General features: G+C 70.7%; 17 protein-coding genes and 1 tRNA gene. 8 read left to right on the top strand and 10 right to left on the bottom strand.

The window, feature by feature from the left end; translation table 11 throughout:
- The first annotated feature begins 3 nt into the window (after positions 1-3).
- Entirely contained in the window at positions 4-543 is a 540-nt protein-coding gene (locus BM342_RS07455) for an Lrp/AsnC family transcriptional regulator (RefSeq protein ID WP_369823113.1), read from the top strand.
- 48 nt (positions 544-591) lie between these two features.
- On the opposite strand, the gene BM342_RS07450 is transcribed toward BM342_RS07455, so the two are convergent.
- Entirely contained in the window at positions 592-1,653 is a 1,062-nt protein-coding gene (locus BM342_RS07450; RefSeq protein WP_092964776.1) for an ATP-dependent DNA ligase, read from the bottom strand.
- A 152-nt stretch (positions 1,654-1,805) separates the two neighbouring features.
- Here BM342_RS07450 and BM342_RS07445 point away from each other — a divergent pair, with 152 nt between their 5' ends.
- Positions 1,806-2,123 carry a hypothetical protein gene (locus tag BM342_RS07445; RefSeq protein ID WP_092964775.1) on the top strand — a complete coding sequence of 106 codons (318 nt, stop codon included), beginning with the start codon at positions 1,806-1,808 and terminating at the stop codon, positions 2,121-2,123.
- 60 nt (positions 2,124-2,183) lie between these two features.
- Here BM342_RS07445 and BM342_RS07440 read toward each other — a convergent pair whose 3' ends face one another.
- From BM342_RS07440 to BM342_RS07430, 3 genes are all read right to left on the bottom strand, one after another.
- Positions 2,184-2,624: a DUF4760 domain-containing protein gene (locus tag BM342_RS07440; protein WP_092964774.1), complete on the bottom strand. Its 441-nt coding sequence runs from the start codon at positions 2,622-2,624 to the stop codon at positions 2,184-2,186.
- A 100-nt stretch (positions 2,625-2,724) separates the two neighbouring features.
- A tRNA-Arg gene (locus BM342_RS07435) sits at positions 2,725-2,796 on the bottom strand.
- Positions 2,797-2,822: 26 nt separating this feature from the next.
- Positions 2,823-3,419, bottom strand: coding sequence for a hypothetical protein (locus tag BM342_RS07430; protein ID WP_092966662.1), 597 nt, complete (start codon positions 3,417-3,419; stop codon positions 2,823-2,825).
- 137 nt (positions 3,420-3,556) lie between these two features.
- On the opposite strand from BM342_RS07430, the gene BM342_RS07425 reads away from it, so the two are divergent.
- A complete protein-coding gene (locus BM342_RS07425; RefSeq protein ID WP_092964773.1) occupies positions 3,557-4,591 on the top strand; it encodes a lactonase family protein in 1,035 nt (344 codons plus the stop codon).
- A 263-nt stretch (positions 4,592-4,854) separates the two neighbouring features.
- On the opposite strand, the gene BM342_RS07420 is transcribed toward BM342_RS07425, so the two are convergent.
- The 4 genes from BM342_RS07420 to BM342_RS07405 all read right to left on the bottom strand — a co-directional run bounded on the left by BM342_RS07420 (position 4,855) and on the right by BM342_RS07405 (position 8,582).
- On the bottom strand, positions 4,855-5,799 hold the full coding sequence (locus BM342_RS07420; RefSeq protein WP_143109788.1) for a CHAP domain-containing protein: 945 nt from the start codon (positions 5,797-5,799) through the stop codon (positions 4,855-4,857).
- Between the two features lie 128 nt (positions 5,800-5,927).
- On the bottom strand, positions 5,928-6,425 hold the full coding sequence (locus BM342_RS07415; RefSeq protein ID WP_092964771.1) for an HNH endonuclease: 498 nt from the start codon (positions 6,423-6,425) through the stop codon (positions 5,928-5,930).
- A gap of 374 nt (positions 6,426-6,799) precedes the next feature.
- Positions 6,800-7,597, bottom strand: a complete 798-nt coding sequence (locus tag BM342_RS19460; protein ID WP_177232099.1) for a C40 family peptidase — start codon at positions 7,595-7,597, stop codon at positions 6,800-6,802.
- 292 nt (positions 7,598-7,889) lie between these two features.
- Positions 7,890-8,582 (bottom strand): metal-dependent transcriptional regulator, encoded by a 693-nt coding sequence (locus tag BM342_RS07405; protein ID WP_092964770.1) that lies wholly within the window; start codon positions 8,580-8,582, stop codon positions 7,890-7,892.
- 69 nt (positions 8,583-8,651) lie between these two features.
- On the opposite strand from BM342_RS07405, the gene serC reads away from it, so the two are divergent.
- Together serC and BM342_RS19840 are read left to right on the top strand one after the other, a co-directional pair.
- On the top strand, positions 8,652-9,767 hold the full coding sequence (gene serC / locus BM342_RS07400) for a phosphoserine transaminase (protein ID WP_092964769.1): 1,116 nt from the start codon (positions 8,652-8,654) through the stop codon (positions 9,765-9,767).
- A gap of 5 nt (positions 9,768-9,772) precedes the next feature.
- Positions 9,773-10,039 carry a DUF2530 domain-containing protein gene (locus BM342_RS19840; protein WP_092964768.1) on the top strand — a complete coding sequence of 89 codons (267 nt, stop codon included), beginning with the start codon at positions 9,773-9,775 and terminating at the stop codon, positions 10,037-10,039.
- Here BM342_RS19840 and BM342_RS07390 read toward each other — a convergent pair.
- Positions 10,015-10,845 (bottom strand): DUF3027 domain-containing protein, encoded by an 831-nt coding sequence (locus BM342_RS07390; protein WP_092964767.1) that lies wholly within the window; start codon positions 10,843-10,845, stop codon positions 10,015-10,017. The two genes, BM342_RS19840 and BM342_RS07390, sit on opposite strands and share 25 nt — an antisense overlap.
- The gene (locus tag BM342_RS07385) at positions 10,838-11,218 is read right to left on the bottom strand and encodes a cold-shock protein (protein WP_092964766.1); all 381 of its coding nucleotides are present in this window, start codon (positions 11,216-11,218) and stop codon (positions 10,838-10,840) included. The genes BM342_RS07390 and BM342_RS07385 overlap by 8 nt, the downstream gene beginning before the upstream one ends.
- A 108-nt stretch (positions 11,219-11,326) precedes the next feature.
- On the opposite strand from BM342_RS07385, the gene BM342_RS07380 reads away from it, so the two are divergent.
- From BM342_RS07380 to BM342_RS07370, 3 genes are all read left to right on the top strand, one after another.
- The gene (locus tag BM342_RS07380; protein WP_143109785.1) at positions 11,327-11,602 is read left to right on the top strand and encodes a multidrug ABC transporter ATPase; all 276 of its coding nucleotides are present in this window, start codon (positions 11,327-11,329) and stop codon (positions 11,600-11,602) included.
- Between the two features lie 9 nt (positions 11,603-11,611).
- Entirely contained in the window at positions 11,612-13,483 is a 1,872-nt protein-coding gene (locus BM342_RS07375; RefSeq protein WP_092964764.1) for a helicase-associated domain-containing protein, read from the top strand.
- Between the two features lie 145 nt (positions 13,484-13,628).
- Positions 13,629-15,272 (top strand): DNA repair helicase XPB, encoded by a 1,644-nt coding sequence (locus BM342_RS07370; RefSeq protein WP_092964763.1) that lies wholly within the window; start codon positions 13,629-13,631, stop codon positions 15,270-15,272.
- The last annotated feature ends 9 nt before the right edge of the window (positions 15,273-15,281 follow it).

Raw genomic sequence — 15,281 nt, 5'->3', positions numbered from 1 at the left:
GCCGTGACCGACTCGCCGCAGATCAGCACAGCCCCGGTCGGGCCCGATTCCGCCGCCGGCCGGGTCGCCGGTCCGGCCGACCTCGACGAGGTCGACCGCGCGATCATCGCCAGGCTGCACGAGAACGCACGGATCCCGAACGTCGACCTCGCCAGGGCCGTCGGCATCTCACCCTCGACCTGCCTCGCACGCGTGCGATCGCTCCGCGAACGAGGCGTGATCGTTCGCTACACCGCCGAGATCAACCCCGTCGCGCTCGGATTCACGCTGCAGGCCCTCGTGAGCGTGCGCATCCGACCGGGTGCGAGGCATCTCATGGAGCAGATCTCCGACGAGCTGCGACGGGAGCCCGAGGTCGCGCAGCTCTTCTTCCTCGGCGGTACCGAGGACTTCCTCATCCACGTCCGCGTGCGCGACAGCGAGCACGTGCGGCAGTTCGTGCTGAAGAACCTCTCGGCCAACCCGGCGGTCGCCCTCACCGAGACCAACCTCGTGTTCGAGCACCACACGGCCCTCTCGGCGGGACTCCGCGCCGTGATCTGAGTACCGCGAACCTCCGGGGGTCAGCGCACGGGCGTCAGCGCACGGGCGTCAGCGCACGGGCAGGATCTGCGACAGGTCGAGCCCGTCGGGCGACTCGAGCTGCTCGTACGTGCACGACGCCGCTTCCCGATCGGGCCGCCAACGCTTGAACTGAGCCGTGTGGCGGATGCGGTCCCCCTCCATCTGGCTGTACCCGACCTCGACCACGAGCTCGGGGCGCAGGGGCACGAACGACAGGTTCTTGCCGGCCGACCAGCGACTGACGGCTCCGGGCATGCGCGAGCCCTGCCTGTCCTGCGCGGCCCACTCGCCCCACGGATGCCGCGACAGGTCGGATTCGACGTAGGGCTCGAGCTCCTCGACGAGCTCTGCGCGCCGCGCCATCGAGAACGACGCGGCCACGCCGACATGGTGGAGGCGGCCGTCGCCGTCGTACAGGCCGAGGAGGAGCGAGCCGACGACATCCCCGGTCTTGTGCCAGCGGAAGCCGGCGACCACGCAGTCAGCCGTGCGCTCGTGCTTGACCTTGAACATCGTGCGCTTGTCCGGCAGGTACGCGCCGTCGAGCGGCTTGGCGACCACTCCGTCGAGGCCGGCGCCCTCGTACCGGGTGAACCACTCGCGCGCCTCGGCGAGGTCGGAGGTCGCCGGGGTCACGAATACGGGGTCGGATGCCGCGGCGAGCGCCCCGACGAGCAGGGCACGCCGTTCGGCGAACGGCCGCTCGGTCAGGTCGTCGTCCCCGAGCGCCAGCAGGTCGAACGCGACGAACGACACCGGCGTCTGCTCGGCGAGGAGCTTCACGCGTGACGCCGCCGGGTGGATCCGCTGTTGCAGCGCGTCGAAGTCGAGCCGCCCGTCGCGCACCAGGATGATCTCGCCGTCGACCACGCAACGCTCCGGCAGGTTCGCGCGCAGCGCCTCGACGAGCTCGGGGAAGTACCTCGTCATGGGCTTCTCGTTGCGGCTGCCGAGTTCGAGCTCGTCGCCGTCGCGGAACACGATCGTGCGGAAGCCGTCCCACTTCGGCTCGACGTGCCCGACGTCCGGGATCTCCTTGACGGCCTTCGAGAGCATGGGTGCGACTGGAGGCATCACGGGCAGGTCCATCGCTCCATCATGCTCCGCGAGCGACGGTTCGCACAGCCCTCGACGCCCCCGTTCAGACTTCCCGGTCTCCCTCTGTGCACGGTCGGCATCGTGGCGTAGAGTCATTCGCGGTCGACCCCGACGATGTGGCCGGCCAGAACGAGGAAACACACATGCACCACCGCACGACGGCCGCTTCGCCGGCTCTGACCACTCGCCCCTCGACGGGCCGCCTGCCCGCCGGAACCACGCCCATCGGGCTTCCGCCCACCGGGCTTCCGCCCATCGGATCGTGGTGGACCCTGCTCGACCGAGGTCTGCAGCGCGAGATCCTGGCGAACCCGACCGCTCCCCTGCGCCCGTTCGCCGTGCGCCGCATCTTCGAGCTCTGCGGGCTCAACGCCGACACCGCGCCCGCCCAGCCGGTGCGGCTCGGCGCGAACGAGCGCGCGTACATCGCCGGATGGGCTCACGCGGTCGACTGGGCGTGAGCCGCGGCATCCGATCAGGTCACTCGAGCGATGCAGCCGCCGCACTGGGGCCGGCCGCCGTCAGGATGAAGCCTCCAGTCGCTTTGCGAGCGCAGTGAGATTCGGCCAGACCTCCTTGCCGGCTTCCACCCGCCTGTGGTCGATGAACGGGGTGCCGGTGTCGACTGCGGCGGCGATCGCCCGGCCCCAGAGTTCGGCGATCGGCTCGTAGTCCAGATGTCCTTTCGCGACGAGGAATCCCAGGAGGTCCAGCTCGGCCAGCCCGCCGTTGATCAGATCGTACGTAGCGGGCTCGCGTCGGCGAAGCCGTTCGAAGTCCAAGCCCGGCTTCACCCTGTTGTGGATCGTGCGACGGCGCTGCTGCGACTCCGGAGCGCTGAGGCGTCCGCTCAGCTCGACGAACAGGCGGCGTTTGTCCGCTCTCGATTGCAGGAAGAGAGTGAGCACCGACACGAACAGGGCCACTGCAGCGATGCCGATCGCCCAGATCTCGATATTCATGTCGCGAGCATAGGTGCAGCCGGCGTCTCGGCGAGGGGCAGTTCCCAGCCCTGAGCGCCGGGGCACTTCGACGGGCCGTCAGTTCGAGCGGAACCGAAGGTGCCCCTGGAGGGACTCGAACCCCCAACCCTTTCCTTAGGACGGAACTGCTCTTCCATTGAGCTACAGAGGCTGACCGCAGAATCCTACCCGAGTCGGTCAGCCTTCCGGTTCCGAGGTGTCGGCGTGCACGCACCCCGGAGGCTCCGAGTTGCCGCTCAACGTGAAGTCCTCGCACGTGAGGAAGCCCGACTGGTTCAGCCCGAGCACGAAGCTGATGACCGCGATGGCCGCGATGGCACCGACGCCCAACGCCACCGTTCGTCTCGAGAGGCCCCGCCTGATGCCGGGCCAGAAGATCCCGGCGAGCACCCAGAGCGTGAACGGGATGCCTGCGATGGCGACGACGAGCGCGAGCAGGTCGATGAACGCGATCACGAGGTCGTCGCCCGTGTCGGGCAGGAACGAGAGCACCAGCCACAGGGTCGGAACCATCAGGGCGATGAGGCGCCTGGTGCGGTGCGGGAACGGGCGAGGCTGGAAGGCGACCACGACGAACGCGGCCGTCGAGGCGACCCAGACCATCAGCGTCTGGTCGAAGAACAGCTCGCCCCAGGCTCCGAGGGTGAAGGCCGGCCACCAGACCGACAGGCTCGCCGCAACGACCACGATGCCGTGCATCGGGCGGCGCGCGAGCGCCTTCGCCTCGCGCCGCCCGTCCGCATCGCCCGGGCGTGCGCCCGTGTCCGCCCCCATGAACGCCATTGTGCCGATCATGCGGCGGCGTCCCCCGGCGACGCGCTGGGCCGGCTGACCGCGATACCCTTTCCGACGGCGTTGCACGCGGTACCGGCGACCTGCCCCGGCGCGCGCACCCAGAAGGGCGGAGAACGATGAACGGCGACGGCACGAGGTTCTGGGTGGGCGCGTCGACGGTCGGTGCGCTCGGATCGCCGGCCAGCGGCATCCGCCCGCTCGACGTCGCGAGCGACGGAACGGCGACGCTCGGCGATCCGGTCGAGGTCGGCGAGAACCCGATGTTCCTCGCGGTCTCCCCCGCCGGCGTGCTCGCCGTCGTCCACGAGCTCACCGACGGTCGTCTCTCGACGTGGGCCATCGACGGCGACACGTTGCACGCGTTCGGCGCCGAGGGAACCACCGACGCCGCCGACCCGTGCCACGTCGCGTTCGACGCGAGCGGCGACCGGGCGTTCGCGGCGAACTACTCCGGCGGTCGCGTGACCGCGCATCGCATCGCTCCGGATGTCCCGGCCGACGCCGTGCAGTCCATCGCGTTCAGCGGCACCGGGCCCGACACCGCTCGGCAGGAGTCCTCGCATCCGCACCAGGTCGTGCTCGACGCCGCGCGCGGACGCCTGCTCGTGCCAGACCTCGGATCAGACCGCATCCGCGTGATCGGGCTCGATGCCCAGCCAGGCACCCTCTCGCGGCGCGAGGCCGACGACATCGTGGTGCACGCCGGCGCCGGCCCCCGTCACCTCGTCGTGATCGGCGACCTCGCGATCGTCGCGAACGAGCTGGACCGCACGGCGAGCGTCATCGACCTGGTCGAGGGGCGCGAAGTCTCTTCTGCGCCCGTCGACGATCGCGTGCCAGGGCGCGGCCTCGGCCTCTCGGCCATCCGCGCGACGCGCGCGGGCACCGTGCTCATCGGCGACCGCGACGCCGACGCGCTGGTCGCGCTGCGGTTCGACGCCGACGAGCGCACGCTGGAGCGGGTCGCTTCGGTCTCGACCGGTGGGCGGCACCCGCGCGACCTGCACATCACGCACGACGAACGATTCGCGCTCGTCGCCGATCAGGGATCGGATTCGATCACCGTCGTCGCACTCGAAGCCGGTGCGCCGGTCGAGGTCGTCTCGACGCTCTCGACTCCTGCGCCGGGGTGCCTCGCGCGCCTGCCCTGAGGACGGGACGAGCTCAGTTGTAGCCGAGCACGACGATCGCAGAGGTCGTCGGTGAGAGCTCGTCGACGAATGCGCTCTCTTCGAGTCGCCATTCATCCGAAGGTTGCGTCATCGCGTTCACCTGTCTCTGCGTGGGAAGTGTCACCACGCTACGGGAGCGCTCGCGGGACTTCATTGTCCATGACGTCCAACTTTGCGAACGGCATTCGCCGGAATGTCACAGTCCCGCGCATTCGGCGCCGAGGTACCAGACCTCGAGCCGGTCAGGTGGGCGGGTACAGGTAGAGCGCGTCGGCCTTGGCGATCGTGCGCCGGTGGTACGAGTGGTCGGAGTTCTGGTTGTACTCCTCGATGTTCACCGTGCCGTCGTCGTTGATGGACTGCACATAGGCGACGTGGTTGTACGGGAACCATGCGACGGCGCCGACGACGGGCTCGCTGCTCGTGGGCCAGCCCTTCGAGACCCACTCGTCGGCCCAGACGTAGGCGCTGCCCGACGCGAGGTTCGACCAGTCCCACTTCCAGGGGGCGCTCGTGACACCGGCGTCGCGGTTGAGGCGCCACGCGACGAAGTCGACGCATTCGCGGTAGTAGTAGCGAAGCGGCGAGAGACCTCCGCCGTAGTCGTCGGGGATCTGGTCCCACCAGGGGTAGTCGTCGCCTTCGGCCTTGACCGTGTAGATCGCGTAGCTGCCGGATCCGCGCGAGGCGAGCTCGGCCGCCCACGCGGCCTGCGCCGCCTCTTCGGCGTCGAGCGCCGCCTCGTCGATCTCGGCCTTCGTCGTCACGGCGTAGGCGTCTGAGGAGAGGGGCGCACGGCTCGCCTCGGCCGAGACGTCGAGGTCCTGCGCCTCGGCGACGGCGAAGCTGAACGCGCCGCCGGGCTGGAATGCGTCGCCGCCCGGCATGAACGCGTATGCGGGCACGGCGACCGTGCCGAAGATGGCCGGCACCACGAGCAGGGTCGCGAACACCCGCACCGGCCCGGTGCGACGCACCTGCGCGGGCTTGCGCATCGCGCTCGTGGCCGCGGGCGTGCCGTTCGGGTTCATCGGCAGGGGGGCGGATGTCTCGGCGCCGCGCCGATCTGCACGGCCGGCGCCGCCCGTGCGGCGAGGCCCTGCGGCCGCGGACCGACGGCTCTCCGCGGCCTCCGCGGCGCGCCGCTGCGAGCGAGACGGCTGCTCGGCGTGGTCACCTTCGTGCAAAGTCGATCCTCCGGACACCGCCCGGCCGCGAGGCGGCTCGGTTCGGGTTGACGTGCTGTCGCTGCGGTCGGGTGCTCCGGCGACTCGTTCCACCTTAGGGGAAAGGGCCGCCGGAAGTCACCTCGCGCTCACGCAGCCACCGAGAGGTACTCGTCCCATTGCGGGAGCGTGCGCTCGAATCCACGCACGACCCAGCTTCGCCCGTGCGGCATGCGCGGGGTGAAGCGGAGTTCCCACCCCATCTCTGCCGGGGTGTGGTCGCTCTTGAGGTTGTTGCATCGCAGGCAGCACGCGACGAGGTTCTCCCAGGTGTCCCGGCCGCCGCGCGAGCGCGGGAGCACGTGGTCGATGGTCGCGGCCGATCGAGCGCAATAGGCGCACCGGTGCTCGTCCCTGCGCAGGACCCCTCGGCGGCTCACGGGCACCGAGTGCACGCGTGGCGTGCGCACGTACCTGGTGAGCACGATCACGCTCGGTCTCTGCCAGGAGCCGCTCGCGGCGCAGACGGGATTGCCCTCGTCGGCCTGGATCACGGTCGCCTTCTGGTTCATGACCAGCAGCAGCGCCCGCTTGAACGAGATCACGGCGAGCGGCTCATAGCCGGCGTTGAGCACGAGTGTGCGCATGGAGTGCCTTTCGATCGGGGCTGGATGGCTTCCAGCCGCGTGAACGGGTCGACGCTCCGGCGGCGCTGCGGCCGCTCGATGGCACGGACGTGACGGATGCCGTTCGCCGCCGACATCCGCCCCGAAAACGCAGAACGGGCACCGTCATGAAGACAGTGCCCGTCGAAACGTCGGCTCGTGCGGTACTCGGCTGACTCCCGCGCCGTTGGTCGAATTGCGCGCGCGCATCCGCGGAATGGATGCTGCACGTGCGGACCATCGGCGTTCCCCTCGCCCGGATCTCGGATCGTCAGGGCTTCAGGTTACGGCATGAACGGCGCGAAGGGGGCATCCCTCCGCGCCGTTCGAGCGCCGTGTCACGCGATGTTCACCGATCAGATGCCGATGCGCACGATCGTGTAGTCGCTCGTCCAGATCGGCTGCACGCGAACCGAGGCACCCTCGTACGGCGCGTGCAGGATCATGCCGTTGCCGGCGTAGAAGCCGTCGTGGCCGTCCATGATCACGAGGTCGCCGGGCTGCGCGTCGGCCTCGGAGATGACGGTGCCCATCGCGCCCTGCCCAGCGGAGGAGTGGGGCATGGCGACGCCGAACTGGGCGTAGACGTACATGACGAAGCCCGAGCAGTCGAAGCCGGCGGGCGTTGCGCCGCCGTAGACGTACGGCGTGCCGATGTACTGCGTCGCGACGCCGTACACGCTCGCGAGGTCGAAGCTCGGGTACGGCGGGTTCGCGAGGAAGTCGCCGACCGACGGACCCGCGTACGATGCGGCGTACGAGGTCATCGCGGTCTCGGCGGCGACCCGTGCCGCCTCGGCGGCGGCCGCGGCCTCCTCGGCCTGACGCTTCGCCTCGGCGGCCGCGTCGATCTCCGCCTTGGTGACGGCGGCGAAGCCGTCCTTCGTGACGGGAGCCGCGATGACGTCTTCGGCGACCTCGACGGACTGCGCCTGCGCCTTCGTCATGCGGGTCGCGTCGGTCGTGGCGAACTGCGGGTCGTTGCTGCCCGGCGCGAACGCGTAGGCGGGGATCGCGAGCGTGCCGACGATGCCCGCGGCGATCGTCATGACGGCCACGTTCGCGACGCCGCCGCGACGGAGCCGACGGGTCGATGCGAGCGGGCGCTGCACGACGGCGGCGGGCTGGGGTTCTGGGGTGACGCGCGGGGCCACGGCCTTCGAGGCGCTGCCCCGCTTCGGTGACGTGAAACGGCGGCGTGGGGTGAATCGAGCCAAATCGGGTTCCTCCACCGCCCCACGGAGTCGGACTCCGTCTCACCTGGTGCGCTCGAGGCGCGTCTTCGTCCTGAATCGGGCGGTGGGTGCCGAGGGGCGATCCCGATCCTGGTCCGACGACCGGCTTCGTGCCGTCGGACTCGACCGAGGATACGCGAGGCTCGCGTGAATGTCACATTCCGATCACGGTTTTTCGCGATCCCTTGCGAACGCTCAGGTTCGAGCGGGTCTATTCCGCGACGAAGATGTGACCGGCGACCTCGTTCGGCAGTTCGAGCGCGCCGTCGATGCCGTCGACCTCGACGGCGACGTATCCGCCGCTGCGGGTGAACGTCGCAGACGCACCGGGCATGATGCCGGCCTGCTTGAGCTGGAGCAGCAGTTCGGGGTCGAACTGCACCGGCTCGCCGAGGCGTCGGACCACGCCGCGAACCGCGGCATCACGCTCGGCGATGGCGTCGGTGACCCGCACGACGCCCGACATGAACGGGTCGGCGGGCGCGAGTCCGAGCTCTTCGAGACCGGGGATCGGGTTGCCGTAGGGCGACTCCTTCGGCTCGCCGAGGATCTCGATGAGTCGACGCTCGACCTGTTCGCTCATGACATGCTCCCAGCGGCATGCCTCGTCGTGCACGTACTCCCACTCGAGGCCGATGACGTCGGAGAGCAGGCGCTCGGCGAGGCGGTGCTTGCGCATGACGTGCACGGCCTTGCTGCGACCGTCGGCGGTCAGCTCGAGGTGACGGTCGTCGGAGACGACCACGAGCCCGTCGCGCTCCATGCGCGCCACGGTCTGCGAGACCGTCGGGCCGGAATGGCCGAGGCGCTCCGAGATGCGGGCGCGCAGGGGGACGATGTTCTCCTCTTCGAGGTCGAGGATGGTGCGGAGGTACATCTCCGTCGTGTCGATGAGATCGGTCACCAGCAAGCCCTCCTGTCGCAGCCCGTCATCAAGCCTAGCCGGATGCGGAGGCTCGATAGACTTCCGTGCATGCCGAGCATCGTGATCCCCAGCGACCTCCTGCCCGCAGACGGACGATTCGGCTGCGGCCCCTCCAAGGTGCGCCCCGAGCAGCTCGCCCACCTCGCCGAGGTCGGCCCCGCGCTGCTCGGCACCTCGCACCGCCAAGCGCCCGTCAAGAACCTCGTCGGACGCGTGCGTTCCGGCCTCTCCGACCTCTTCGCGCTGCCCGACGGCTACGAGGTCGTGCTGGGCAACGGCGGCTCGACGGCGTTCTGGGATGCCGCGGCATCCGGACTCATCGAACGTCGCGCCCAGCTCTGCTCGTTCGGCGAGTTCGGGCAGAAGTTCGCGGGCGCGGCCGGCGCACCGTGGCTCGAGGCTCCCGACGTGCGCAAGGCCGACGCCGGCACGAGGTCGAACCCCGAGGCCGTCGAAGGCGTCGACGTCTACGCGTGGCCGCACAACGAGACCTCGACGGGTGTCATGGCGCCCGTGCAGCGGGTGTCGGGCGACGACGGCGCGCTGACCGTCATCGACGCGACGAGCGCCGCGGGCGGCGTCGCCGTCGACCCGACGCAGTTCGACGTCTACTACTTCGCACCCCAGAAGAACTTCGCCTCCGACGGCGGCATCTGGTTCGCCCTCTTCTCGCCGGCCGCGATCGAGCGCGTCGAGCGCATCGCGGCAGGCGACCGCTACATCCCCGAGTTCCTCTCGCTGAAGAACGCGGTCGACAACTCGCGCCTGAACCAGACCCTCAACACGCCCGCGCTCAGCACCCTTCTGCTGCTCGAGAACCAGCTCGAGTGGATGAACGCCTCGGGCGGTCTCGCCTGGGCCGACGCCCGCACGCGCGAATCGTCATCGGTGCTCTACGACTGGGCCGCACGCACGTCCGTCGCGACCCCGTTCGTCGCCGACCCGGCCGACCGCTCGCAGGTCGTCGTCACGATCGACTTCGACGAGACGACGGATGCCGCGCGCATCGCGTCGATCCTCCGCGAGAACGGCGTCGTCGACACCGAGCCGTACCGCAAGCTCGGACGCAACCAGCTGCGCGTCGCGACGTTCACCGCGATCGAGCCCGACGACGTGCGCGCGCTCACCGCATCGATCGACTACGTGCTCGAGCAGATCGGCTGAGTCCCGTGCGCCTCTGGCTCCCCGAGTCGGAGCGTCGGCCCGATCCGGCGCCCGCGAGGGCCGACGCGCGCAAGGCGGTGCTGGCCGGCACCGCGCTCTGGCTGGTCGGGCTCGTCGCGTGCCTCATCGTGCGCGACGTGCTCGCATCGGCCGGGCTCGCATGGCTCGTCTGGGCATGCGCGACCGGAGTGCTGCTCGGCCTGGCCGCGCTCGTCTTCGTGCAGGCGACCAGGCGGCGGCGCGCACGTCAGGGCGCGGGCGTCTCGTCCTGACCGTCGGCGCCTTCGAGCGCGCGCTCGTCGGCGTCGGCCTCGTGTCCGGCGTCGGCCTCGTGTCCGGCGTCGTCGTCGTGTCCGGCGTCGTCGTCGGCGTCGTGCTCGTCGTCGAACTCATGGTCGTCGTGCTCGTCGTCGAGGTCGTGCTCGTCGTCGAAGTCGTCGTCGCCGACCTCGAGTTCCTCGGATCCGTCGTCGGGCACGAACTCGAGGTCGTCGCCCTCGGGCTCCTCGCCGGCGGCTCGCGCAGCGGCGGCCGCTGCGGCCTGCGCGGCCCGGTAGTCGGCGAGCCGCTCGGACCACGGCACCCACGCCGGCGCGAGCAGAGCTCGCTCGCCCGGCAGCAGTTGGGTCTCGATGATCGTCGGCCGGTCGTCCTCGACGCGCGCGATCGTCACGCTCCAGTGCCACCCGGGGTAGCCCGAGAGGTCGGAGGCGAAGTGCAGCGTGAGCACGTGCTCGTCTTCGGCGATGTGGCCCACGACGGACCCCACGGTCTCGGGCGCGGTCGTCTCGAGCAGCGCGCTGCGGGCGAGGTCGACGGCAGCCAGGAGCACGGGATCGGGTTCGAAGACGACGGGCTCGGGCTCGGCATCGACCGGCTCGGCCTCTGCCTCGGCATCGACCGGCTCGGACTCCGCGGGTTCGACCGGCTCCGGCTCCGGCGTCGCATCCGCGGCATCCGCCTCGGACGGGACGGACGCGGAGTCGACCGGCTCGACGACCTCGGTCGCCTCGTCAGTCGCGTCGACCTCGGATGCAGATGCCGCGGCATCCGTCTCGGGCTCGGTGAACTCAGGCATCCAGATCGTCTGCCACCTTGCGCAGCACGGTGGCGACCGTGCGTGCCTTGGACTTCTCGGGGTAGCGACCGCGGCGCAGGTCGGCGCCGATCGAGTCGAGCACCTTGACGACGTCTTCGACGATGATCGCCATGTCGTCGGCGGGCTTGCGGTTGATCTTCGCGAGGCTCACGGGCGCGTCGAGCACGCGCACCGACAGCGCCTGGGCGCCGCGCTTGCCCTCGGCCACGCCGAACTCGAGTCGGCTGCCCGCGCGCACGGTCGCACCGGCGGGAAGAGCGGATGCGTGGAGGAAGACCTCCTGGCCGTCATCGGAGCTGATGAAGCCGAATCCCTTCTCCTCGTCGTAGAACTTGACCTTGCCGGTGGGCATGTGGAACCTCGCTCATGTCGGGGATGGCACGCGGGAACGCGCGCGCCGTGCACGCACCAGTCTAGAGTCCCGCCCCATGCGGGCGGCGCGCTGCCCTATCCTTGCAGGGTGAGCGAAACCCAGCAGTCCGGCAGTCAGCGCGTCGAACGCGTCCTCGCGTTCATGTTCGCCGGGTTGGTGCTCCTCTCGATCGCGGCGTTCATCACCGTGATCTTCGCGACCGTCGCCGGCGTGGCCGAGAACGACGGCTTCAGCCAGGGTGTCTGGCCGGTCGTCATCATGCTGCCGTGGTTCGGCCTGCCGATCGCGTTCCTGCTCCTCATCGCCCTGTTCATCGTGCACGCCGTGAACCGCTCGCGCACCACGCGCGCCCAGACGAACTGATCGGAGACGATGCTCGAACTCGCCGCGCGACTCCGCTCGCTGCCCCGCGACGACCTCGGGGCGGCGCTGGCCACACGCGAGTTCGAGGGCTCCGGCGTCCGCGATCTCTTCGACCTCGCCGAGGTCCTGCTGGCACCCGACTCGCTCGACCACGTGCTCTCGCGTCTCGACCGACCGCGCCTCGCGGTCCTCGCGGCGACGGCCTCGCTGACGGCCGACCACACCGACACCACGGTCGAGGCGATCACCGCGGAACTCGCACGGCTCGGCGCATCGCCAGAGCTCACGGCCGCCGTGCCGGCCCTGATCGCGCGCCTCTCGGACTCGCTGCTGGTCGTCGCCCACGACGACGACCGCGTGCACCTTCCCGCCGCGGTCGGCGCCCGCCTCGCGGTACGCACCGAACGGGACATCCCCGACGCTGCCGAGCTCGCCGCTCCCGCTCCGCCCGTGCTCGTCGGCATCGACGACGTCGACCGCACGCTGCTCGAGCGTCGGGCGGCCGAAGCGGCCTACGCGACCGTCGCCGCCACCGCCGAGCTGCTCGCCGCCGTCGGCGCCCAGCCCGCGCGCGAGCTCGCGAAGGGCGGACTGACGCTGCCCGACTCCAAGCGCCTCTCCGAGGCGTGCGGCGTCGACCTCGACGCCCTGCCGCGACTGTTCCACCGGGCCGACGAGGCCGGGCTGGTGCTCCGCGACGGCGCGTACTGGCTCGAGTCCGACATCGGCGCCGAGTGGGCGCAGCTCGGGTCCGCCGCTCGCTGGCAACGGCTCGCCGAGCAGTGGCTCGCGCGCATCCCTCCGTCGCTCCGCGACCTCGTCGCGCGACGCAGCGAGTCGATCTCGGCGACCGACCTCCGTGACGACGTGCGGTGGCTCTACCCGGCGGGCGGAAAGTGGCTCGACGACGGACTCGACCGGCTGGTCGACGACGCCGAGGCGCTCGGCCTCGCGGTCGCCGGCGAACCCGTGGCGTCGGGCCGCCTCGTGCTCACGGGAGAGGTCGCCGCCGCGGCCGCCGAGCTCGCGGTGCACTTCCCGGCCCAGGTGTCGAAGGTCTACGTGCAGCACGACCTCACCATCGTCTCGCCCGGTCCGCTCGAGCCCGTGCTCGACGCGCGCCTGCGCGGCATCGCCGACGTCGAAGGGCGCGATCTCGCCTCGACGTATCGTGTGAGCGCCGCATCCGTGAACCGCGGGCTCGCGGCCGGCGAGACCGCCGAGACGATCCTCGAGTTCCTCGGCGAGATCTCGCTCACGGGCATTCCGCAACCGGTCGCCTACCTCGTGGGCGAGGCCTCCCGACGATTCGGCAGCGTGCGCGTCGCCGCCGCCGACCAGGCCGACCTGCCGGCTCGCACGATGGTGCGTTCCGACGACGAGCAGCTCATCGGCACGCTCGCGGTCGACCAGACGCTGAACGCCGTCGGCCTCAGGCTGGCCGGACCCCACCGCCTGCTCTCGCGCTTCGCCCCCGACGTCGTGTTCTGGGCGCTGGCCGACGCGAAGTACCCGGTCGCCGCCGAAGACCACGACGGCACGATCGTGCGCCTGCACCGCCACCACCTCGCGCAGTCGCCGACGCCGCAGCCCGCATCCGACCAGGTCGCGGCGCTGCTCGACCGACTCCTCGCCAAGCACGACGACGACGCCACCGACGAGGTCGCGTGGCTGGCCAGGCAGCTCGAGGCCGCCGCACGCTCGAAGGAGACGCTCACGGTCACCGTGCGCATGCCGGGCGGCACGACCGCCGACTACCTCCTCGCCCCGGCGAGCGTCGCGAACGGACGCCTGCGCGCGCGCGACCGCAAGGCCGACATCGAACGCACGCTGCCGCTCTCGGCGATCGCGGCAGTTTCGCCCGCCCCGTCGAACGTGTGACGCCGGCCCGCCGCTCGGGCGCGCCTCGAACGGCGCCGTGCCGCGGCATCCGCTCGCTCGAGCGCCCTCATGAGCGCTGCGCCGGCGGCCGCGAATCGCCGACGATCGGCGATGGGCACATGAACCGGGCGTAGACTCGACCGTTATGTCAGACGGCCCCCTCATCGTGCAGAGCGACCGCACCGTGCTGCTGGAGGTCGCGCATCCCCTCGCTGAAGATGCGCGCCACGACCTCGCGGTCTTCGCCGAACTCGAACGCGCACCCGAGCACGTGCACACGTACCGCATCACCCGACTCGGTCTCTGGAACGCTCGCGCGGCCGGGCACACGTCCGACGACATGCTCGGCACGCTCGAGAAGTACGCGAAGTTCCCGGTGCCGCAGACGGTCTCGGTCGACATGCGCGAGACCGTGTCGCGATACGGCCGGCTCGTCGTCGACCGCACCGACGACGGCGCACTGCGCCTGCGCTCCGACGACCTCGCGGTGCTCACCGAGGTCGCGAACGCGAAGCGCATCGCGCCGCTGCTGACCGAGCGCATCGACGACACCGGGTTCCTCGTCGAGGCCTGGGCGAGGGGCGCGCTCAAGCAGGAGCTCGTGAAGCTTGGCTGGCCCGCCGAGGATCTCGCCGGCTACACGCCCGGCACCCCGCACCCCATCGACCTCGAAGAGTCGAACTGGCACCTGCGCGACTACCAGCAGAAGGCCGTCGACAACTTCTTCGACGGCGGCTCGGGCGTCGTCGTGCTGCCATGCGGCGCCGGCAAGACGCTCGTCGGCGCGGGTGCGATGGCGACCGCGAAGACCACGACGCTCATCCTCGTGACGAACACGGTCTCCGCCCGTCAATGGCGCGACGAACTGCTGCGACGCACGACCCTCACGGCCGACGAGATCGGCGAGTACTCGGGGCAGACGAAGGAGATCCGGCCCGTCACGATCGCGACGTACCAGATCCTGACCGCCAAGCGGAAGGGCGAGTACGCCCACCTCGCGCTCCTCGACGCCCTCGACTGGGGCCTCGTGGTCTACGACGAGGTGCACCTGCTGCCCGCGCCCGTGTTCAAGCTCACCGCCGAGCTGCAGGCCCGCCGCCGCCTCGGCCTCACCGCGACGCTCGTGCGCGAAGACGGCCGGGAAGGCGACGTTTTCAGCCTCATCGGCCCCAAGCGGTTCGACGCCCCCTGGAAGGAGATCGAGGCCCAGGGCTTCATCTCCCCCGCCGCCTGCTACGAGGTGCGCATCGACCTGCCGCAGTCCGAGCGGCTCGCCTACGCGGCATCAGCCGACGACGAACGCTACCGCCTCGCCGCGACCGCGCCGGCGAAGCTCGACGTCGTGAAGGAACTCGTCGCCAAGCACCGCGGCGAGCGCATCCTCGTGATCGGCCAGTACCTCGACCAGATCGACGAGCTCGCCGAGACGCTCGGCGCCCCCCAGCTCACGGGCGCCACGCCGGTCGACGAGCGCGAACGCCTCTTCCAGGAGTTCCGCGACGGCCGCACGCCCGTGCTCGTCGTGTCGAAGGTCGCGAACTTCTCGGTCGACCTGCCCGAGGCGACCGTGGCGATCCAGGTCTCCGGCTCGTACGGCTCGCGTCAGGAGGAGGCGCAGCGCCTCGGCCGCCTCCTGCGCCCGAAGGAGTCCGGCCTCACCGCCAACTTCTACACGCTCGTCGCGCGCGACACCGTCGACCAGGACTTCGCGCAGAACCGTCAGCGGTTCCTCGCCGAGCAGGGGTACAGCTACACCATCCTCGACGCCCACGCGCTCGAAGCGGCCTGACCCGGCGCA

This window comes from Agromyces sp. CF514, assembly GCF_900113185.1.
Classification (GTDB): domain Bacteria; phylum Actinomycetota; class Actinomycetes; order Actinomycetales; family Microbacteriaceae; genus Agromyces.
Note: the sequence above shows the minus strand (reverse complement) of the source record. Positions and strands in the feature narration are given on the sequence as shown.